Source organism: Acidovorax sp. GW823-FHT02H02 (assembly GCF_058797075.1).
This window is the reverse complement of the sequence record NZ_JBXAJH010000001.1, coordinates 360,731-379,895: the sequence shown is the minus strand read 5'-3', so window position 1 is coordinate 379,895 and position 19,165 is coordinate 360,731. Positions and strand designations below refer to the sequence as shown.

Annotated in this window: 19 protein-coding genes and 1 tRNA gene; 9 read left to right on the top strand and 11 right to left on the bottom strand. The window is 65.7% G+C overall.

The window, feature by feature from the left end:
* The first annotated feature begins 63 nt into the window (after nucleotides 1–63).
* Genes AC1RDS_RS01750 through AC1RDS_RS01730 form a run of 5 tightly spaced genes read left to right on the top strand, consistent with a single transcriptional unit; the run spans nucleotide 64 to nucleotide 2,959 of the window.
* Entirely contained in the window at nucleotides 64–1,248 is a 1,185-nt protein-coding gene (locus AC1RDS_RS01750) for a restriction endonuclease subunit S (RefSeq protein WP_492226646.1), read from the top strand.
* Nucleotides 1,249–1,277: 29 nt separating this feature from the next.
* Nucleotides 1,278–1,691, top strand: a complete 414-nt coding sequence (locus tag AC1RDS_RS01745; RefSeq protein WP_092698595.1) for a hypothetical protein — start codon at nucleotides 1,278–1,280, stop codon at nucleotides 1,689–1,691.
* Nucleotides 1,692–1,704: 13 nt separating this feature from the next.
* Nucleotides 1,705–2,274: a type II toxin-antitoxin system MqsA family antitoxin gene (locus AC1RDS_RS01740; protein WP_492226643.1), complete on the top strand. Its 570-nt coding sequence runs from the start codon at nucleotides 1,705–1,707 to the stop codon at nucleotides 2,272–2,274.
* A complete protein-coding gene (locus tag AC1RDS_RS01735; protein ID WP_492226642.1) occupies nucleotides 2,262–2,687 on the top strand; it encodes a hypothetical protein in 426 nt (141 codons plus the stop codon). Before AC1RDS_RS01740 ends, AC1RDS_RS01735 begins: the two co-directional genes overlap by 13 nt.
* A gap of 17 nt (nucleotides 2,688–2,704) precedes the next feature.
* Nucleotides 2,705–2,959, top strand: coding sequence for a restriction endonuclease subunit S domain-containing protein (locus tag AC1RDS_RS01730; RefSeq protein WP_139285363.1), 255 nt, complete (start codon nucleotides 2,705–2,707; stop codon nucleotides 2,957–2,959).
* 62 nt (nucleotides 2,960–3,021) lie between these two features.
* On the opposite strand, the gene AC1RDS_RS01725 is transcribed toward AC1RDS_RS01730, so the two are convergent.
* Nucleotides 3,022–3,336: a hypothetical protein gene (locus AC1RDS_RS01725; protein WP_287877521.1), complete on the bottom strand. Its 315-nt coding sequence runs from the start codon at nucleotides 3,334–3,336 to the stop codon at nucleotides 3,022–3,024.
* A gap of 256 nt (nucleotides 3,337–3,592) precedes the next feature.
* Nucleotides 3,593–3,677: transfer RNA gene (locus tag AC1RDS_RS01720), tRNA-Leu, on the bottom strand.
* Between the two features lie 39 nt (nucleotides 3,678–3,716).
* Here AC1RDS_RS01720 and cysM point away from each other — a divergent pair.
* From cysM to AC1RDS_RS01705, 3 genes are all read left to right on the top strand, one after another.
* Nucleotides 3,717–4,619: a cysteine synthase CysM gene (gene cysM, locus AC1RDS_RS01715; RefSeq protein WP_092701008.1), complete on the top strand. Its 903-nt coding sequence runs from the start codon at nucleotides 3,717–3,719 to the stop codon at nucleotides 4,617–4,619.
* A 90-nt stretch (nucleotides 4,620–4,709) separates the two neighbouring features.
* Nucleotides 4,710–5,288: an NUDIX domain-containing protein gene (locus tag AC1RDS_RS01710; RefSeq protein ID WP_026434556.1), complete on the top strand. Its 579-nt coding sequence runs from the start codon at nucleotides 4,710–4,712 to the stop codon at nucleotides 5,286–5,288.
* A gap of 5 nt (nucleotides 5,289–5,293) precedes the next feature.
* Nucleotides 5,294–5,521 carry a sulfurtransferase TusA family protein gene (locus tag AC1RDS_RS01705; protein ID WP_026434555.1) on the top strand — a complete coding sequence of 76 codons (228 nt, stop codon included), beginning with the start codon at nucleotides 5,294–5,296 and terminating at the stop codon, nucleotides 5,519–5,521.
* 63 nt (nucleotides 5,522–5,584) lie between these two features.
* Here AC1RDS_RS01705 and galU read toward each other — a convergent pair whose 3' ends face one another.
* From galU to hemC, 9 genes are all read right to left on the bottom strand, one after another.
* Complete coding sequence (gene galU / locus AC1RDS_RS01700) at nucleotides 5,585–6,478, bottom strand: UTP--glucose-1-phosphate uridylyltransferase GalU (RefSeq protein ID WP_026434554.1); 894 nt, start codon at nucleotides 6,476–6,478, stop codon at nucleotides 5,585–5,587.
* Between the two features lie 29 nt (nucleotides 6,479–6,507).
* On the bottom strand, nucleotides 6,508–9,384 hold the full coding sequence (locus tag AC1RDS_RS01695; RefSeq protein WP_092701005.1) for a valine--tRNA ligase: 2,877 nt from the start codon (nucleotides 9,382–9,384) through the stop codon (nucleotides 6,508–6,510).
* A 485-nt stretch (nucleotides 9,385–9,869) separates the two neighbouring features.
* Nucleotides 9,870–10,442, bottom strand: a complete 573-nt coding sequence (locus AC1RDS_RS01690; RefSeq protein WP_092698392.1) for a YceI family protein — start codon at nucleotides 10,440–10,442, stop codon at nucleotides 9,870–9,872.
* Between the two features lie 52 nt (nucleotides 10,443–10,494).
* Nucleotides 10,495–11,070 (bottom strand): YceI family protein, encoded by a 576-nt coding sequence (locus AC1RDS_RS01685; RefSeq protein ID WP_287877513.1) that lies wholly within the window; start codon nucleotides 11,068–11,070, stop codon nucleotides 10,495–10,497.
* 33 nt (nucleotides 11,071–11,103) lie between these two features.
* Nucleotides 11,104–11,679, bottom strand: a complete 576-nt coding sequence (locus AC1RDS_RS01680; RefSeq protein WP_287877511.1) for a cytochrome b — start codon at nucleotides 11,677–11,679, stop codon at nucleotides 11,104–11,106.
* Nucleotides 11,680–11,921: 242 nt separating this feature from the next.
* Nucleotides 11,922–13,199 carry a heme biosynthesis HemY N-terminal domain-containing protein gene (locus AC1RDS_RS01675; RefSeq protein ID WP_492226641.1) on the bottom strand — a complete coding sequence of 426 codons (1,278 nt, stop codon included), beginning with the start codon at nucleotides 13,197–13,199 and terminating at the stop codon, nucleotides 11,922–11,924.
* Between the two features lie 162 nt (nucleotides 13,200–13,361).
* The gene (locus tag AC1RDS_RS01670) at nucleotides 13,362–14,489 is read right to left on the bottom strand and encodes a uroporphyrinogen-III C-methyltransferase (protein ID WP_492226640.1); all 1,128 of its coding nucleotides are present in this window, start codon (nucleotides 14,487–14,489) and stop codon (nucleotides 13,362–13,364) included.
* Nucleotides 14,486–15,295, bottom strand: a complete 810-nt coding sequence (locus AC1RDS_RS01665) for a uroporphyrinogen-III synthase (RefSeq protein ID WP_492226639.1) — start codon at nucleotides 15,293–15,295, stop codon at nucleotides 14,486–14,488. The genes AC1RDS_RS01670 and AC1RDS_RS01665 overlap by 4 nt, the downstream gene beginning before the upstream one ends.
* Nucleotides 15,296–15,302: 7 nt before the next feature.
* On the bottom strand, nucleotides 15,303–16,241 hold the full coding sequence (gene hemC / locus AC1RDS_RS01660; protein ID WP_492226638.1) for a hydroxymethylbilane synthase: 939 nt from the start codon (nucleotides 16,239–16,241) through the stop codon (nucleotides 15,303–15,305).
* A gap of 132 nt (nucleotides 16,242–16,373) precedes the next feature.
* Between hemC and ppc the strand changes: the two genes are divergently transcribed.
* Nucleotides 16,374–19,163 carry a phosphoenolpyruvate carboxylase gene (ppc, locus tag AC1RDS_RS01655; RefSeq protein WP_092698378.1) on the top strand — a complete coding sequence of 930 codons (2,790 nt, stop codon included), beginning with the start codon at nucleotides 16,374–16,376 and terminating at the stop codon, nucleotides 19,161–19,163.
* Nucleotides 19,164–19,165 lie beyond the last annotated feature (2 nt).

Sequence of the window (19,165 nt, the reverse complement as noted above, 5' to 3'; positions counted from 1 at the left end):
CACGTAAGATAGTCAACCAGCTTCACGAAATCGGTGAAGGTTCAATGAGCCTCACACACAGAAATTCGGACAGGCCCGGCAAACGTTAGCCAACACGTCACCATCATTCGCGCGGTGCTGCCGGAACTTAATGCCTTCTTGCACAAGGTGCTTGTCTCTCGGCACGTTCAACAGACCGTCATGGATGTGCAGGTCGGCGTCTCACGAGAAGGCTTGAGCATTGCCAAGCTCGGCCAGTTCCTGATTCCGGTGCCGCCGTTGCCCGAACAATCCCGCATCGTCACCCGCGTCGAAGAACTCATGCGCCTGTGCGATGCGCTGGAGGCCAAGGGCCGGCTGGAATCCGCCCAGCACGCCCAACTGCTCAGCACCCTGCTGGGCACACTCACCGCCAGCACCACGCCCGAGGAGCTGGCCGCCAACTGGCAGCGCGTGGCCCAGCACTTCGACCTGCTGCTGGACCGCCCCGAAGCCATCGACGCTCTGGATCAAACCCTGCTGCAACTGGCCGTGCGCGGCCTGCTCGTGCCCCAAGACCCCACCGATGAACCCGCCAGCGTTCTGCTGCAAAAGATCCGCGCCGAAAAAGACCGCCTCATCGCCGCAGGCCAGATCAAACGCGACAAGCCCCTGCCGCCCATCACCGACGAGGAAAAACCGTTTGAGTTGCCGGTGGGGTGGGAGTGGGTGAGGCTGCAACAGGCGTATGACGTACGCGACGGAACGCACGATACCCCCAAATATCAGTCCACGGGATTTCCGCTTGTAACAAGCAAGAATCTCTATGGGGGGGTGCTTGATTTATCAGACGTAAAGCTGATTTCGCCTGCTGATCACGAACAGATATCTGCTCGTTCCAGAGTTGATCGCGACGATATTCTCTTTGCAATGATTGGCAGCATTGGAAATCCCGTCATTGTTGATATAGATACAGAGTTCAGCGTAAAAAACGTCGCGCTATTCAAGTATTACGCGGCCGCCTTGTCCTGCCCCAAGTACCTTTTGCTTGTGTTGCAGGCTGAAGCGGCGGGGATGAAAGAACGTGCTGCTGGTGGCGTGCAATCTTTCATTTCGTTGGGGCAACTTCGCTCATCCGTGGTTGCTCTTCCTCCTCTCTCCGAACAGTCCCGCATCGTCAACCGTGTCACTGCCCTGCGCCGCCTGTGCTCCGACCTGCGCCAGCGCCTGGCCGAACGCCAGTCCGTGCAGGCCCGTCTGGCCGAGGCGCTGGTGGCTTCTGTGGCGTGACGATCCCATCCTCCATATAAATTACCATAATGGTAAAAATTTTCGTCCTTTCGGAGTACAGTCTGAATCCTCCCGAGGACGGGCAGGGGCGCGTCAAGATCGCGAACGGGCCGCTGTACGAGCTGCAGCTGGTGCAGACCTTGGCACGTGATGAGAGCCGAATCAACGCCTGGACGGAGAAGTGCCGCAAGGATGTGCGCAAGTGGTTTGACGATGACTTGGAGCGCGTGGGTGATTTGATCTCGGTGCTGAAGCCGGGGGATTACATCGACTCGGAATGGTGCGAAAACGGCAAGGGTGCCTGGGCGGCCTGTGACGCCTATAGCATCAGCTTGGTAGAGACCGCTCCGGCGACGGGGCGGCCTGTTCGGATGGAATATTTTTTGAAGTTTGCTGTGAGCAAGACCGGGGCCTTGGTCCTGATCGTGTCTTGCCACGCTTGAAAGGAGTGCCTCGATGAGCGCACAAGAACTGTGCCCCATTTGCGGTGAAGGCCATGTCTTCGCATCGGTGCAGATGGTGGAGAGTGAGTACAAGGGCCACAAGGCAAACCTGCCCTTGCATTACAAGCAGTGCGACACCTGCACGTCTGATTTTGCTGGGATGGCCGAAAGCAAGCTGAACAAGCGTGTCCTGATGGCATTTCGCAAGCAGGTGGATGGGTTGCTGACCGGTGAGGAGATCACCGCGCTACGCAAACAGTACAAGCTCACCCAGGCCCAGGCGGCCAGGCTGTTTGGCGGCGGCCCAGTGGCGTTCAGCAAGTACGAAAACGACGGTGTGGCCCAGTCAGAGGCGATGGACACCTTGCTGCGTCTTGTGCGCCGCAGCCCTGAAACTTTTTGGGCGCTGGTCGAAGAGAAGGGTATGCAGGGCGAGTTCACGCAGCAGCGCAAGCCGGTGCACGTGGGCGCCAAGGTGGTCAATCTGACGGCAGTGCGTGCAGAGATGGAGCAGACCGAACCGCGCTACAGCCCTAGGCCATTCCGCCGATTCACCCATGGTGAGGCGTCATGTCAGAACTAAGCGTACCTCGCCCCGTGCTACGGACCTTCCGCGTTCTGGCCTTCTCAGGCCAGAACAAGGGGGATGCTGCCGGCATGCAGATGCAGATGAACTTGCAACAGGAAATTGACTTGGCCTTGGCCGTACCCATCGTTGCAGGGGCGGGGCTGATGTTGGGAGTCATGATCAAGCTGCAGGCCACGGCAGCGAATCCGCAGGACGCCACCGATGTGGCCACATTTTCCGGTGAGTACGAAGCAAAGTTTTTCTATTCGAGCGAGGTTTCGGAAAAGTCGGTTGCGCCTCTGCTGGAAGACAACGATTACCAGTACGTACTTGTGGCCCAGGCATATCCGCTGGCAATGACGCATTTCCGGCGAGAGCTTCAGGCCATGGGACTGGATGCGCGGGAGTTGCCGCTGGGGTTGGCCTAGGTTCTCTTGAACATCGCATGACGGCAACCTGTTGGCTCCAGTCCGACTTGTTTGTCGGTACTATCGATCCCGGCCGCAGCAACGGCGTTCCTCACATTTCCACCAAACAGGTTGCGGGGCTTGTCTTTGCATTGCCTCCCCTCGCCGAACAAGTCCGCATCGTCGCCCGCGTCGAAGCCCTGCGCCGCCTGTGCGCCGACCTGCGTCAGCGGCTGAGCGCCGGGCAGGCCACGCAGGCGCGTCTGGCCGAGGCGCTGCTTCAGGCCGCCTGAAGGCCTGGCACGCGCGGCGGCTGTGCGCCGCGCGCAGGTGCATGCGGCCCGGCACCGACTGCTCAGTCGTCGTGCCGCTTCCCGTGCTTGCCCCCATGGCCGCGGCCGCGCCAGCCGCGGTTGCCTTGGTCGTCATCGTCGTCACGCTCGCGCTGGATGTAGACGGGCCGCGGGGCCACGTAGACGGGTTGCGGCGCATACACCGGGGCCGGCTGGACATAGACCGGCGCGGGGGCATACACGGGGGCCACCGGTACGACCGCCACGCCGGGCAAGTTCACACCGATACCCACGCTGACATTGGTGCCGGCGCTGGCGGCGGCACTGAGGAGGAACAGGGCGCCGCCGATCAGGCCGTTGGCAGAGATTCGATTCATTTTCATTCGCTCTTTCATTCTTGTGCGGAAAACCGCAGCGTCAGTCAATCAGCACGTCGATGCTGCGGACGCATCCGCGCCCCCTGCCGTCCAGGGACCATAACCGAACAACGGCGGGCCGAAGGGTCGCGTTGACGCGCGGGGTGTAACCAACTGCACAGCTGCGCGCGGGCGTGAAAAAACCCGCAATGCCGGCGGGCATGCGGGTTGCTGGGACTCATGGCGCTGACGGCCAGAGCCATCTGACATGATCAGATGGTGCCCGGGGCCGGAATCGAACCGGCACGCCTTGCGGCGGGGGATTTTGAGTCCCCTGCGTCTACCAATTTCACCACCCGGGCAGAATATGTGAAGCCCTGAATTATGGCACAGTAGGGCGTATGAAATATCCGACGATTGAAGACGCGGTAGGCCAGACACCGCTGGTGGCGCTGCAGCGCATTGGGGCCCAGGACAACGCAGCGCGGGGCAATGTGGTGCTGGGCAAGCTGGAGGGCAACAACCCGGCCGGGTCGGTGAAAGACCGCCCTGCGCTGTCCATGATCCGCCGCGCCGAAGAGCGTGGCGACATCCGCCCCGGCGATACGCTGATCGAGGCCACGTCGGGCAACACCGGCATTGCGCTGGCCATGGCGGCGGCCATCAAGGGCTACCGCATGGTGCTGGTGATGCCCGAGGACCTGTCCATCGAGCGCGCGCAGACCATGAAGGCTTTTGGCGCCGAGCTGGTGCTGACGCCCAAGAGTGGCGGCATGGAGCATGCCCGCGACCTGGCCGAGGCCATGCAAAAGCGTGGCGAGGGCAAGGTGCTGGACCAGTTCGCCAACCCCGACAACCCGCGCATCCACTACGAGACCACCGGCCCCGAGCTGTGGGAGCAGACGGGCGGGCGCATCACCCACTTTGTGAGCGCCATGGGCACCACGGGCACCATCACCGGGGTGTCGCGCTTCCTGAAAGAGAAGAACCCGGCCATCCAGATCATCGGGGCGCAGCCGCAAGAGGGCTCGCGCATTCCGGGCATCCGCAAGTGGCCGCAGGAATATCTGCCCAAGATCTACGACGCCACGGCGGTCGATGAGATGGTCTATGTGAGCCAGGACGACGCCGAGGAAATGTGCCGCCGCCTGGCGCGCGAGGAGGGCATCTTCGGGGGCATTTCGGCAGCGGGCGCCTGCTGGGTGGCGCAGCAGATCGCACAGCGCGAGAGCAATGCCACCATCGTCTTCATCGTGTGCGACCGGGGCGACCGCTATCTGTCCACCGGCGTGTTTCCTGCGTGATGCCATCGGCCATGGTGGAAACCGGTTTTTGCTGAAATCGGCTTCTGGCGCTTGATGGATAAGCGCTGGTAGCTACAAAAATAATAGTCTATGCATTACGAAGCACGCCACTGCACGCACTGCGGCACCGCCCTGCAAGCCATCATCCTGGCGGAAGATGGCGGCTACAAGGAGCGGCTGCGCTGCCCCGCCTGCGGCTGGACGCACTGGAACAACCCCACGCCCGTGCTGGCGGCCATTGTGGAGATGGACGGCAAGGTGCTGCTGGCGCGCAATGCGGCCTGGCCGGGCAAGATGTTTGCGCTGATCACCGGCTTCATGGAGGCGGGCGAGTCGCCGCAGGAAGGCATTGCGCGCGAGGTCAAGGAAGAGACCAACCTCGATGTGCGCTCCACCACGCTGGTGGGGGCCTACGAGTTTCTGCGCATGAACCAGATCATCATTGCCTACCATGTGGTGGCCGAAGGGGAGGTGCGGCTGTCGCCCGAGCTGGTGGACTATCGGCTGTACGATCTGCCAGACCTCAGGTGCTGGCCTGCGGGCACGGGCTACGCGCTGGCCGACTGGTTGCGCACGCGGGGGCACGAGCCGGTGTTTTTTACGGCCGAGGAAAATGCAGAACGGCGGCGCGGGCTGGACGACCCGCAACTGCAACTGCCAAAGGATTGAAGACCATGGAAATTCACAAAGAAATCGACACCCGGGGCCTGAACTGCCCCCTGCCCATTCTCAAGGCCAAGAAGGCCCTGGCCGACATGGCCAGCGGCCAGCTGCTCAAGGTGCTGGCCACCGACGGCGGCTCGCTGCGTGACTTCCAGGCCTTCGCCAAGCAGACCGGCAATGAACTGGTGGAGCAGAAGACGGAGGGGGTGGAATACATCCATGTTCTGCGGCGGCGCTAGTCAGAATGGCTGCCAGCGCTTTTCTGGAAAACGCTGGCAGCTATCGCAAGTGAAGCGCGAGGGTTACAGCGCCAGGGCCTTGAGGTATTCGCGAAACTGCGCGCCCACCTGCGGGTGCTGCAGGGCCAGCTCCACCGTGGCTTCCAGGAAACCTTCCTTGCTGCCGCAGTCGTAGCGCTTGCCTTCGTATTGAAAGGCATACACCGCCTCGTTCTGCATCAGGCGGGCGATGCCGTCGGTGAGCTGGATTTCACCGCCCACGCCGCGCGGCTGGTTGCGGATCTCGTTGAAGATGCCGGGCGTGAGGATGTAGCGGCCGGCCACGCCCATGCGCGAAGGGGCTACGTCGGCCTTGGGTTTTTCAACGATGCGCTCGATGCGGATCAGCGGGCCGCCGGCGGGCTCGCCCGCCACGATGCCGTAGCGGTGGACCTGGTCGAGCGGCACCTCCTGCACGGCAATCACCGAGCGCCCCTGCTGGCGAAACGCGGTGGCCATCTGCGCCAGCACGGCTTCGCCACCGGGCGGGCCCACCATCAGGTCGTCGGCCAGCAGCACGGCAAAGGGCTCGTTGCCCACCAGCGCCTCGGCGCACAGCACGGCATGGCCCAGGCCCAGCGAGCGCGGCTGGCGCACAAAGGCGCAGTCCATGTCGTCGGGCTGGATGGAGCGCACCAGCTCCAGCAGCTCTTTCTTGCCGGCGGCTTCCAGCTCGGCCTCCAGTTCGTAGGCGGTGTCGAAATGGTCTTCAATGGCGCGCTTGCTGCGGCCGGTGACGAAGATCATGTGGCGGATGCCGGCCGCGTAGGCTTCTTCCACGGCGTACTGGATCAACGGCTTGTCCACCACGGGCAGCATTTCCTTGGGCGATGCCTTGGTGGCCGGCAGGAAGCGGGTGCCGAGGCCTGCCACGGGAAACACGGCTTTGCGGACGGGGGTGTTGTTGGGCTGGATCATGGTGCGTGCGGTGGGTGGTGAAAAGAGCCTTAGCCCAGGCGGGCCAGCTGGTCCCGCAGGCGGGCCAGCGTGGCGCCAAAGTCGGCGATGCGCTTTTTCTCCTGGTCGATCACGGCCGGGGGGGCCTTGGCCACAAAGGCCTCGTTGGAGAGCTTGTTGTTTGCCTTGGTGATCTCGCCTTCGATGCGGGTGGCTTCCTTGGTCAAGCGGGCCTTTTCGGCGGCCACGTCGATCTCCATGTACAGGCACATGCGGGCATCGCCCACCACGGCCACGGGCGCGGCCTGCGCCGCGGCGGCCCAGGCGGCCTCGTCGTCAAACACCTTGACTTCGCTGAGCTTGGCCAGGGCCTGCAGCACCGGGGCCACGCCGCGCATGAAGGCGGTATCGCCCACCACGAACAACGGCAGGCGGGTGGAGGGCGAGACGTTCATCTCGCCGCGCAGGGCGCGGCAGGCGTCCACCAGGCCCTTGACGCGGCCCATGTGGGCCATGGAAGCCTCGTCGATCTTCTCGGGCTGGGCCTCGGGGTAGCGGGCAATGCTGACCGACTCGCCCTTCAATCCGGCCACGGGTGCCACCGTCTGCCACAGGGCTTCGGTGATGAACGGGATGATGGGGTGGGCCAGGCGCAGGATGGCTTCGAGCGTGCGGATCAGCGTGCGGCGCGTGGCGCGCTGCTCGGCCTCGGTGCCGTTCTGGATCTGCACCTTGGCGATTTCCAGGTACCAGTCGCAGTACTCGTTCCAGACGAAGTCGTAGATCGTGTTGGCCACGTTGTCCAGGCGGTACTCTGCAAAGCCCTTGGCCACCTCGGCCTCGGTCTTTTGCAGCAGCGAGGTGATCCAGCGGTCGGCCTGGCTGAAGTGCATGTAGCTCTCGGTGCAGCCCTGGCTCGCATCCAGCCCGCAGTCCTGGCCTTCGCAGTTCATCAGCACAAAGCGGCTGGCGTTCCAGAGCTTGTTGCAGAAGTTGCGGTAGCCCTCGCAGCGCTTGCTGTCGAAGTTGATGCTGCGGCCCAGGCTGGCCAGCGCGGCGAAGGTGAAGCGCAGCGCATCGGCGCCGTAGGCCGGAATGCCCTCGGGGAATTCCTTTTGCGTGTTCTTGCGCACGGTGGGCGCCGTTTCGGGCTTGCGCAGGCCGGTGGTGCGCTTGTCGAGCAGCGGCTCCAGGGCGATGCCGTCGATCAGGTCCACCGGGTCGAGCACGTTGCCTTCGGACTTGGACATCTTCTTGCCCTGTGCGTCGCGCACCAGGCCGTGGATGTACACATGCTTGAACGGCACGCGGCCCGTGAAGTGCGTGGTCATCATGATCATCCGGGCGACCCAGAAGAAGATGATGTCGTAGCCCGTCACCAGCACGCTGCTGGGCAGGTAGAGGTTGAAATCGTCGGTGGCGCTGTCGCCCTGGTTCGGCCAGCCCATGGTGGAAAACGGCACGAGGGCCGACGAATACCAGGTGTCGAGCACGTCTTCGTCACGGCGCAGCTGCTTGCCCGGGGCCTTGGCCTGGGCCTCGGCCTCGTTGCGGGCCACGATCACGTTGCCGTTTTCGTCGTACCAGGCCGGAATCTGGTGGCCCCACCACAGCTGGCGGCTGATGCACCAGTCCTGGATGTTGTTCATCCACTGGTTGTAGGTGTTGACCCAGTTCTCGGGCACAAAGGTCACCTCGCCGCTGGCCACGGCATCGATGGCCTTTTGCGCAATGCTCTTGCCGGTGGCGTCGCCCGCGCCCACCTTGCTCATGGCCACGAACCACTGGTCGGTCAGCATGGGCTCGACCACCTGGCCGGTGCGGGTGCAGATCGGCACCATGAGCTTGTGCTTCTTGGTTTCGATCAGCAGGCCCAGGGCTTCGAGGTCGGCCACCACGGCCTTGCGCGCCACGAAGCGGTCCATGCCCTGGTATTTGGCCGGGGCGTTCTCGTTCACCGTGGCCTGCAGGGTCAGCACGCAAATCATCGGCAGCTGGTGGCGCTGGCCCACGGCGTAGTCGTTCTGGTCGTGCGCGGGCGTGACCTTGACCACGCCGGTGCCGAATTCGCGGTCCACGTAGTCGTCGGCAATCACCGGAATCTGGCGGTCGCACAGCGGCAGGTTGACCTTCTGGCCGATCAGGTGCTTGTAACGCTCATCCTCGGGGTGCACCATCACCGCCACGTCGCCCAGCATGGTCTCGGGGCGCGTGGTGGCCACCACGAGCTGGCCCGAGCCGTCGGCCAGCGGGTAGGCGATGTGCCACAGCGAGCCGTCTTTTTCTTCGTTCTCGACTTCCAGGTCGGACACGGCGGACTGCAGCTTGGGGTCCCAGTTGACGAGGCGCTTGCCGCGGTAGATCAGGCCTTGCTCGTACAGGCGCACGAAGGTCTCGGTCACCACCCTGGAGAGCTTGTCGTCCATGGTGAAGTACTCGCGGCTCCAGTCCACGCTGTCGCCCATGCGGCGCATCTGCGTGGTGATGGTGTTGCCGCTCTTTTCCTTCCACTCCCACACCTTGGCGACGAAATTCTTGCGCGCCTCGGGCGGGGTGGGGCCCATGTCGTGGCGGCTGATGCCCTGTTCCTGCAGCTGGCGCTCCACCACGATCTGCGTGGCGATGCCGGCGTGGTCGGTGCCAGGCACCCAGGCCGTGTTGTGCCCGCGCATGCGGTGGTACCGGGTGAGGCTGTCCATGATCGTCTGGTTGAACGCATGGCCCATGTGCAGCGTGCCCGTCACGTTGGGGGGCGGCAGCTGGATGGCAAAAGACGGTGCGCCGGCCTGGGGCGCGCCGGTGCCACGAACGCCCGCCGCGCCGTAACCGCGGCGCTCCCACTCGGGGCCCCAGTGGGCTTCCAGGGCGGCGGGTTCGAAGGACTTGGAGAGGCTGTCGAGGCCGGGTTGGGCAGTGGTGTCGCTCATGGCGGAATGGCAAATGAAAACGGCATCCCCTGGGAACGTGTTTGCGATCGGGCGACCACTGCTCAATCGTGAGCACGTTCTAAGGATGCCGTCAGGTTGACTGGGGGCGGGATGCGATGATTTTACCGGCCCGCCCACACAGGCCGCCCGCACCCCGGTATTTTGGGTGTGTTTGGCCGCGGTCGCTTTATCAGCACGCATCGGAAGCTATCCACTACGAAGCGCTTATGCCGTGCCCGGCGCTTGCCCGGCACCTGCCCGGGGCGCTCGTTGGTGCGCGGTTTGAGCGGATTGGCCGCCTTGACCGCGACGTGCCTCTTCGGCTGGGTGGTTTGCGTCCCGTCCATTCGCTCGCCCGCCGGATGCGGATGCGGCAGCAATGGGCGATGCCGTTGAACTGCGCGAACAATAAAAAAGGCGCCAGCCCGGGTGGGGCATGGCGCCTTCGTCCGCCTTGCGTGTGGCAGGCGCCTATTGCTAATTGCTTATTGCTTGACAGCTTCGATCTGCATTACCAGACGCACGTTCTTCGGGAAGCCCCAGTCGATGCCGTAATTCAAACCGAACGCCGTGCGGTCAATGGTGGTTTCAAAGTCGCCACCGCAGACTTCGCGCTTGAGCATGGGGTTTTCATAGCAGGCAAACTGGTTGGCCTTGAGCGTGACGGGCTGGGTGTTGCCCAGCAGCGTCAGCTTGCCATCGACAGAGGCGAGTTTGTCGCCGTTGAAGTGGAACTTGTCGGAGACAAACTTGGCGGTGGGGTACTTGGCTGCGTTCAGAATTTCTTCAGCGATCAGATCCTTGTCAAAAACAGCGGTGCCGGTGTTGACCGAAGCGACGTCAAAGGTGATCTCGACCTTGCCGCTCTTGCCTGCCTTGTCGAACTGCACGGTGCCTTGTTTCTTGTCAAAGCGGCCGCGGTTCACGGACGCGCCAAAGTGGCTGATCTCGAAAGTGGCAAAGGTGTGCGTAGGGTCAATGGCGTAAGTGGCGGGGGCTGCATGGGCGGCAGTGGCCAGCACGGCGGTGGCAGCCAAGGCGAAGAGGGATTTACGCATCAAAAAACTCCTGAAGAAAAGGTTGGGAAAACAGGGGGAACAAAAAAAGCGATCAGAACTTGCCGACACCGCTGAGTGCCAGCTTGAATTTCACCTGCACGTCGTCGGCCACCATGGAGGTGTCGGCCCATTCGTTCTCGCCGATCTTGAACGCGAGGCGCTTGAGCGGCAGCGCGCCGGTGGCCATGGTGGTGGCGCCGTTTTGCACCAGTGTGACCGGCACAACCACGTCGCGGGCCACGCCCTTGATGCTGAGCTTGCCGGCCACCTCGAATTTGCCTGCGCCCAGGGCCTTGATGGCGCTGGACTGGAACGTGGCCTGCGGGAACTGGGGCACGTTGAACCAGGTGGGCTTGGGCAGTTCGGAGTCGGTTTCGCGCGAGCCCATGGTGGCGCTGCCGGTGTCCACCGTGAAGGCGATCTTGCTGGTGGCCAGCTTGGCGGGGTCAAAACTGACCTGTGCGTCGAACTTCTTGAAATGGCCTTGCAGTGGCACGCCCATCTGGCGCGCGGTGAACTGCACTTCGCTCTGGGCGGGCACCAGCTTTTGCTGCGCCAGTGCAGGCTGGGTCGCCAGCAGGGCGGCGCTGCCCAGGGCCAGGGCCGAGAAGTAGGAAGAAACTTGCATGGGAGGCACTCCTGAAAAATGGGGCGACGGGGATCAGCGGCGACCCGGCAGCATGCGCTGCAGCAGCCCGTCGCGGTCAATGAACTGGTGCTTGAGCGCGGCAGCCACATGCGCCAGCACGAGTGCGGCCATGGCCATGGCGCTGAGCTTGTGCAATGGTTTCAGTGCATCGGCCAGATCCGGGCTGACCGGGGCGAAGTCGGGCAACTGCCACAGTCCGAGAAACACGATGGGAAAGCCCGCCGCCGAGCTGTAGGCCCAGCCCAGCAGCGGCACGGCGAAAAACAGCAGGTACAGCAGGTGGTGCGCGCCTTGGTGCGCCATCTGCTGCCACCGGGGCATGGCGTTTAGCATGCGGGCCGGCAGGTGCGGTGGCCGGTGCACCAGGCGCCAGGCCAGGCGCAGCAGCGACAGCACCAGGATGCTGACCCCGGCCCACTTGTGCCAGTTGTAGAGCTTCAGGCGCTGGGGGGAAAAGGGCAGGTCGGCCATGTACAGGCCGAGGCCAAACAGGGTGACCAGCGCAATGCCCAGCAGCCAGTGCAGCAGCATGGCGGTGTGGGTGTAGCGTGGGGCGGCGAGGGCCTGGCCGGGGTCGGAGGAAGGCATGTCGGGGAAAGCGTTGAGGGTTGTCCGTGGCGCGAGGCTGCACGGTATGCAGCAGTTGCCAGACGGATGCCGTGCAGGAATGGCTCCAGTTTAGGGAGTCATGGGACGGACGGGTTTCAGATGGATTGACGGTTCAATTCAAAAAAACTGAATTGATCGACCGTCTGCGCTCAAAGTTCCCCAATGCACGCCGTGCAGAGGGGCTGACCGCCAGGGCGGCGGCCCACTGCGCCAGCGCCGCTTCAATGCGCGAGTGCGGCCTTTTTCCAGGCGGCTGCGGCGGCTTCGCTGTCGTTGCGGCGCTCGGCCAGCTCGGCGAGATGGCGCCAGGCACTGGCGCGCAGGCCGGCGTCGGGCAAATGCGGGGTGGCCTGGGTCAGCAGTTGCTGCGCCTTGCCCCACAGCTCGCGTTTCAGGCAGGCCACGCCCGCCAGGTATTGCAGGCGGGCATCGCGCGGGTTGGCCTGCTGGGCGGATTCGATGCGCGCCAGCCAGGAGGCATCGAGCGTATCCAGGGTCGATTCGAGGGCCCGCACCAGTTTGAGCGCATGCGGGTCGGGCAGGGCTTGCGGCTGCTTGACCATGAGGTCCCAGGCCGGCAGCAGCCAGGCCCTCACCTGTGCCGGTTCGCCCCCCACGGTTGCCAGGCGCTGGGCAGCGTGGATGGCCAGCTCCGGCATGCCGCGTTCGGACTGTTCCAGGTGCAGCCAGGTCTGTTGCAGCTGGGCCGTGTCGTGCGCGCCATTGATGAGCTCGGTGGCCAGGCCGCGCACGATGCTTTGCGCGGCGCCGGCCGAGAAGGCGTGGTGCTTGCCCAGCAGGCGCGCCGTGTCCAGCGCGTCCTGCGTCTGCCGCGCCAGGCGGGTGGCCTTGAGCCGGATGCGCAGCGCCAGCGTGCGCCGGGCGGCGCCCTGCGGCAGAACGGCAAGCCGTTCGAGGGCGGCACGGGCGTCGCGGTCATCCAGCAGCCAGCGTGCGGCACGCATGTGCACGCCTTCGCGCAGTTCCTGCTCGTGCGCGGTGCCGCCTGCCGACACCTGGCCCAGGGCCTGTTGCAAATGGGTGTCGCGCGTGGCGCGGTCCTGCAGCGCGTGTGAGCTTTCGGCGGCCACCATGTGCGCCATGGTCCTCAGGTGGAGGCCGTGGGGCACGGTTTCACCGTCGGTGGTGAGTGCTGCTTCCTTGGACAGGGCCGTCAGTGCCGCCTTGCGCGAGCGGATGAAGCGACCGGCGAGCATGTGCGTCAGGGCATCCAGCATGGCGCCGTGCATGGCGCGTTCTTTTTGCTGCACGCGCCACCGCAGGGCCTGGCGCGGCAAATCCAGCAGGGCGGCCAGCGCGCTCATCGCGGCATACACCGTGACGAAGGTGCTCACCAGCAGCAGCACCACCATGTTCAGGGACAGGTCGATGCGGTAGGGCGGCCAGTACAGCGTGATGGTGCCCTGGTTGTTGCCCGCAAACAGGGCCGCGGCCACGGCCACGCCAAACAACGCCAAAAGCCAAAGTGCAGCACGCATATCAGTGATCCAATGCGCTATGCGCCGACCGGTGAAACTGGCACGGCCAAAGCCAGTGCCCCCGCGCAAGGGCCGCCCCGCCGCGCTGGGGGCGTCCCCCTCCCGCTTCGCGCAGCGAAGCGAGAGAGGGGGAAGGCGCGAAGCGACTCAGGGGGCGCTTCATCATCTTCCCGCAGCGGCCGTGGCCAGTGCAGAGAGGGTTTCGTCCAGACGGGGCTGCTCGGCGGCCTTCATGCTGGCCTGGGCGGTCTGCAGCAAGGAGGCGGCGGCCTGCGTGCGGCGCGATGCAGGGTCGAAATACTTGTTGAGTGCCGCGGTGGCGGCGGCCAGGTCGGCGCGGGCCGACTCGAACTGGCGCGCCAGCACCCCCAGGCGGGCGTTGAGCAGCTTGAGCTTGAGGTTCTCGCGCAGGAAGAAAGTCTGCTCGGGGGCCAGCAAAATGGCCTCGGGCTGGTCGATGCGGCTCACGCGCACCAGGTTGCGGGCCTCGTCGCGCACGACCTCCCAGCTGCGCTGCAGCGTGGTCTGCCACCAGGCTTGGTCACCCTGCGGGGCTGCCCCCGCGTTTGCAGGGCCGGGGGCTGCGGCTGCCAGGCGGCGCGTGGCGGCGGCCTGGGCCACGGCATTCTGCACGGGCAGTTCATCCACCTGGCGCACCAGGTCGTCGAGGCGGACCAGCAGGCCGGCGGTGTCGGTGACGGTGGCGCGGGTGAGCCGGTCGAGGTCACGGCCGATGGCGCGCTGCACCGGGGCCAGGCGGGGCTGTGCCGCGCGCTCGATGCGCTGGTTTGCGCTCTTGAGCGTGGCCACCAGGGGTTCGAGGCTGCCCGTGAGCTGGGCCTGCTGTTGCGCCAGGCGGATGGCCGATTCAATATCGACCACGAGGTTTTCGTCGCGCGATCGCGACAGGCTTTGCATGAGTTCTTCGAGCTGGCTGCGCTGCAGTGCCACCTCGCCCACCCGGGCTTCGGTCACCGAGAGGCGGGCGGCCGTGTCGCGTACCAGTTCTTCGGCCTGGCGCGCCACGGTCCGCGCTTCGACGGCCTGTGTGCCTGCATCGGCCGACTGGCGTGCCAGCTGCTCCTGGATGGTGCTGAGCTTTTGCCACAGCAGCCCGCTGCTGACCAGGGCCGCGATGGCCACCGCGCCCAGCAGGTAGGTGCCAACGCCGGTGTGTCGCGGCGTGGCGACCGGGGCGACGCCCTCCGCCGGGCCCGCGCCGGATGCGGCGCTCACCGGGGTGCCGGGGGCGGCTGGGGTGGACGGATCGATGGAGGGCTCGGGGCTCATGCCGCCGATTCTATCGAGGCCATCACGTCGTCCAGTGCGGGCCGGCATTCCTGTACCTGGCCAAAACCGGCGGCGCGTGCCGCTTGCGCAATGCGCGGGTGCGTGGCCAGGGCGCGCGCTGCCTGCAGAGCCAGGCCTGGCACGGCGCTGGCCAGGTGCGTGAGGGCTTCCGAGCTGCTGAGCAGCCACCACGATCCGTCGCTCGCGGCCGCATGGGCCAGCGCGGTCAGCTCGGGCGTGAGGCGCGGGGCGCCGCGGGTGTAGGCCACCACAAAATCCACCGTGGCGCCGGCCTGCTCGATCTGGCGTGCCAGCCAGTCCCGGCCCTGGCCCGGACCGGGAGCCGAGCCCTCGGAGCAGCCACGCACGATGAGAATGCGGTCGCCTGCGCGCACCTGCGGCGCCACCCGCTGCCACAGGGCTTCCGAATCAAACTGCAGGGCATCGGGCGCCGGGCTGTCGATGCGCTCGCGGGGAACCCCCGCATGCACCAGCGCCTGCACGGTTCCGGGGCCAGGTGCCCATGCTCTTGTTTTGATCGCTGATGGCGCAATCGCATCAGGCGCCAGAGGCGCTTCTTGTGCAAAAAAATAGTCCGCGGCATTGCCGCTGACAAACATGGCGGCGCGGTAGCGGTCGAGGTGTGCGCGGGCCTGGGCCAGCGCGGCCCGGGCAGCGGGGTCGGTGCAGGGGCCAATGGCAATCAGGGGCAGCGCCGCGGCGGCATGGCCGCGCGTGCCCAGTTGCTCCACCCAGCGCGCTGCCTCGCGCGCCGGTCGGGTGACGATGATGCGGGCGCTGGCCACCGCAGGCTCAGCCGGCCACCGGGTCAACGCCCCGGGCGCCACCGGCGCGCAGGCGGGCGGCAATCTCGACGCCCAGGGCATCGGCCGCCGCCAGCGTGGCCACCGGGGCGCTGGCGCTGGCGCGCACCAGGGGCGTGCGGCCGTCGGGGTCGCCCCAGGCGGCTTCCAGGTGCAGGGTGCCCTGCACCAGTCGGCCATGCGCGGCCAGCGGCATCGAGCAGCTGCCGCCCATGGAGCGGCTGACGGCACGTTCGGCCGTCACGGTGAGCCAGGATTCCTGGTGCGCCAGCGGTGCCAGGGCCTCCATCAGGTCCTGGCGGTCGCTGCGGATCTCGATGCCCAGGGCACCCTGGCCCGCGGCGGGCAGCATGTCGGTGGTGGCGAATTCGGTGCGTATGCGATCCTGCAGGCCCAGGCGCTTGAGGCCCGCGGCCGCCAGCACGATGGCGTCGTAGTTGCCTTCATCGAGCTTGCGCAGGCGCGTGTCGAGGTTGCCGCGCAGGGGCTCGATCCTGAGGTCGGGCCGCAGGGCCTGCAGCAGCACCTGGCGGCGCAGGCTGGAGGTGCCGACCACCGCGCCCTGGGGCAGGGCGTCGAGCGATGCGTAGCGGGGTGAGACAAAGGCATCGCGCGGGTCTTCGCGCTCCATCACGCAGGCCAGGGCAAAGCCTGCGGGCAAATCCATGGGGACGTCCTTGAGCGAGTGCACGGCGATATGGGCACGGCCTTCTTCGAGCGCCACCTCCAGTTCCTTGACGAACAGGCCCTTGCCGCCCACCTTGGAGAGGCTGCGGTCCAGGATCTGGTCACCCTGGGTGGTCATGCCCAGCAGCGATACGGAGTGGCCGCGCGCGCGCAGCAGGGCCTGCACATGTTCGGCTTGCCACAGGGCCAGGCGGCTTTCGCGCGTGGCGATCACCAGGGAGAGGGGTTGTGTCGGGCTCAATTTCGTAACCTATTTGTAATCATCGGGCAAGCAGCAATGCTAGCATCGCGCCGCACCGGTGGCTGGTGTCCGCACAGGCCTGCGCAGCAGGCGGGTAGCGGCCGGCTACCCCCTCAATCCGGAGACAAACCCATGAAACGATCCGACAAGGACCAGCCCCTGATAGACGACATCCGCCTGCTGGGGCGCATTCTGGGTGACGTGATCCGAGAGCAGGAGGGGGTGGAAGCCTACGAACTGGTGGAGCAGGTGCGCAAGCTCTCGGTGGCTTTCCGGCGCGATGCCGACCAGGAGGCCGACCGTGCCTTGAAAAAACTGCTCAAGTCGCTGTCGGGCGACCAGACGGTGAGCGTGATCCGCGCCTTCACCTACTTCAGCCACCTGGCGAATCTGGCCGAGGACCGCCACCACATCCGCCGCCGCGCCGTGCACGAGCGCGCGGGCGACACGCAGGAGGGCAGCATCGAGGTGGCCCTGTCGCGCCTGCGCTGGGCCGGCATTGCGCCCAAGACCATTGCGCAGACGCTGGCCAGCAGCTACGTGGCGCCGGTGCTCACGGCCCACCCCACCGAGGTGCAGCGCAAAAGCATCCTGGATGCCGAACGCGACATCGCCCAGCTGCTGGCCGTGCGCGACGATATCCAGGTGCGCGCGCAGCTGTACAACAGCGCCAAGGACGCGCTCACCCCGCGCGAGCTGGCGGCCAACGAAGCCCTGCTGCGCGCCCGCGTGGCCCAGCTGTGGCAAACGCGCCTGCTGCGCTACAGCAAGCTCACGGTGGCCGACGAGATCGAGAACGCACTGTCGTATTACGAAGCCACTTTCCTGCGCGAGATCCCCAAGATCTACGCAGACCTGGAGCGCGAACTGGGGCAGTACCCGGTGCACAGCTTCTTGCGCATGGGCCAGTGGATCGGCGGCGACCGCGATGGCAATCCCAACGTGACGGCGCAAACCCTGCAATATGCCTTGCGCAGCCAGTCCGACATGGCGCTGCGCCACTACCTCACCGAGGTGCATTTTCTGGGCGGCGAGCTGTCGCTGTCGGCGCGTCTGGTGGCGGTATCGCCCGAAATGCAGGCGCTGGCCCAGCGCTCGCCCGACACCAATGAACACCGCCAGGACGAGCCCTACCGCCGTGCCCTGACCGGTATCTACGCGCGCCTGGCGGCGTCGCTCAAGGACCTGACCGGCGGCGAGGCCGCCCGGCATGCGGTGGCGCCGCAGAATGCCTATGCCAGTGCGCAAGAGTTCCTGGCCGACCTGCGCGTGATCGAAACCTCGCTCCAATCCCACCACGGCGAAGCCATGGCCGCAGAGCGCCTGCACCCGCTGATCCGCGCGGTGGAGGTGTTCGGCTTTCACCTGGCCACGGTGGACCTGCGCCAAAGTTCCGACAAGCACGAGGAGGTGGTGGCCGAATTGCTGGCCACGGCCCGCATCGAGCCCCACTACAGCAGCCTGCAGGAGGCCGCCAAGCGCGCGCTGCTGATCAAGCTGCTCAACGACGCGCGCCCGCTGCGCGTGGTGGGCGCCCCGTATTCAGCCCACACGCAAGGCGAGCTGGCCATCTTTGAAACGGCCCGTACGCTGCGCCAGCGCTTTGGCCACGAGGCGATTCGCCACTACATCATCAGCCACACCGAAACGGTGAGCGATCTGCTGGAAGTGCTGCTGCTGCAAAAAGAAGTGGGCCTGATGGACGGCACGCTCGATGCCGAGTCGAAAAACCACCTCATCGTGGTGCCCCTGTTCGAGACCATCGAAGACCTGGCGCATTCCGCGCCCATCATGCGCGAGTTCTATGCCTTGCCCGGCGTGGCTGCGCTGGTGCAGCGCAGTGGTGGCGAGCAGGACATCATGCTGGGCTACAGCGACAGCAACAAGGATGGCGGCATCTTCACCAGCAACTGGGAGCTGTACCGCGCCGAGATCGCGCTGGTGGAACTGTTCGACGAACTGGCCACCAGCCACGGCATCCAGCTGCGCATGTTCCACGGCCGCGGCGGCACCGTGGGCCGGGGCGGCGGCCCGAGCTACCAGGCCATCCTGGCGCAACCCCCGGGCACCGTGCGGGGGCAGATCCGCCTGACCGAGCAGGGCGAGGTGATTGCCTCGAAGTACGCCAACCCCGAGATTGGCCGGCGCAACCTCGAAACCCTGGTCGCCGCCACGCTCGAAGCCACGCTGCTGCAGCCCACCAAATCGGCCACCAAGGCGTTTCTGGACGCCGCCGCGCAGCTGTCAAAGGCCAGCATGGACGCCTACCGCGCGCTGGTGTACGAAACACCGGGCTTCACCGACTATTTCTTCAATTCCACGCCCATCCGCGAGATTGCCGAGCTCAACATCGGCTCGCGCCCGGCATCGCGCAAGGCCAGCCAGAAGATCGAAGACCTGCGCGCGATTCCCTGGGGCTTCAGCTGGGGCCAGTGCCGCCTCACGCTGCCCGGCTGGTACGGCTTTGGCGCTGCGGTGGAAGCCTTCGTCAACCTGGAGGGCAAGGACCCCAAGACCCAGATGGCTTTGCTGCAGCGGATGTACCGCCAGTGGCCGTTCTTCCGCACGCTGCTGTCCAACATGGACATGGTGCTGGCCAAGAGCGACCTGGCGCTGGCCTCGCGCTACAGCGAACTCGTCACCGACGCCCGCCTGCGCAAGAGGGTGTTCAGCGCCATCGAGGCCGAGTGGCACCGCACGGCCGATGCGCTGACCCGCATTACCGGCGACAAGCAGCGCCTCACGCACAACACGGCGCTGGCGCGCTCCATCAAGCACCGTTTTCCCTACATCGATCCGCTGCACCACCTGCAGGTGGAACTGGTGCGCCGCTGGCGCGCAGGCCAGGGCGACGAGCGGGTGCAGACGGGTATCCACATCTCGATCAACGGGATTGCGGCCGGGTTGCGCAACACGGGTTGATT

Coding starts and splice junctions, on each gene's coding strand:
- AC1RDS_RS01680 (WP_287877511.1), bottom strand. CDS start 11,679: ATGCCTTCCTCCGACCCCGGCCAGGCCCTCGCCGCCCCACGCTACACC.
- AC1RDS_RS01730 (WP_139285363.1), top strand. CDS start 2,705: ATGACGGCAACCTGTTGGCTCCAGTCCGACTTGTTTGTCGGTACTATC.
- AC1RDS_RS01685 (WP_287877513.1), bottom strand. CDS start 11,070: ATGCAAGTTTCTTCCTACTTCTCGGCCCTGGCCCTGGGCAGCGCCGCC.
- AC1RDS_RS01695 (WP_092701005.1), bottom strand. CDS start 9,384: ATGAGCGACACCACTGCCCAACCCGGCCTCGACAGCCTCTCCAAGTCC.
- AC1RDS_RS01725 (WP_287877521.1), bottom strand. CDS start 3,336: ATGAATCGAATCTCTGCCAACGGCCTGATCGGCGGCGCCCTGTTCCTC.
- AC1RDS_RS01670 (WP_492226640.1), bottom strand. CDS start 14,489: ATGAGCCCCGAGCCCTCCATCGATCCGTCCACCCCAGCCGCCCCCGGC.
- ppc (WP_092698378.1), top strand. CDS start 16,374: ATGAAACGATCCGACAAGGACCAGCCCCTGATAGACGACATCCGCCTG.
- AC1RDS_RS01690 (WP_092698392.1), bottom strand. CDS start 10,442: ATGCGTAAATCCCTCTTCGCCTTGGCTGCCACCGCCGTGCTGGCCACT.
- AC1RDS_RS01745 (WP_092698595.1), top strand. CDS start 1,278: ATGGTAAAAATTTTCGTCCTTTCGGAGTACAGTCTGAATCCTCCCGAG.
- AC1RDS_RS01735 (WP_492226642.1), top strand. CDS start 2,262: ATGTCAGAACTAAGCGTACCTCGCCCCGTGCTACGGACCTTCCGCGTT.
- galU (WP_026434554.1), bottom strand. CDS start 6,478: ATGATCCAGCCCAACAACACCCCCGTCCGCAAAGCCGTGTTTCCCGTG.
- AC1RDS_RS01675 (WP_492226641.1), bottom strand. CDS start 13,199: ATGCGTGCTGCACTTTGGCTTTTGGCGTTGTTTGGCGTGGCCGTGGCC.
- AC1RDS_RS01740 (WP_492226643.1), top strand. CDS start 1,705: ATGAGCGCACAAGAACTGTGCCCCATTTGCGGTGAAGGCCATGTCTTC.
- AC1RDS_RS01705 (WP_026434555.1), top strand. CDS start 5,294: ATGGAAATTCACAAAGAAATCGACACCCGGGGCCTGAACTGCCCCCTG.
- AC1RDS_RS01710 (WP_026434556.1), top strand. CDS start 4,710: ATGCATTACGAAGCACGCCACTGCACGCACTGCGGCACCGCCCTGCAA.
- cysM (WP_092701008.1), top strand. CDS start 3,717: ATGAAATATCCGACGATTGAAGACGCGGTAGGCCAGACACCGCTGGTG.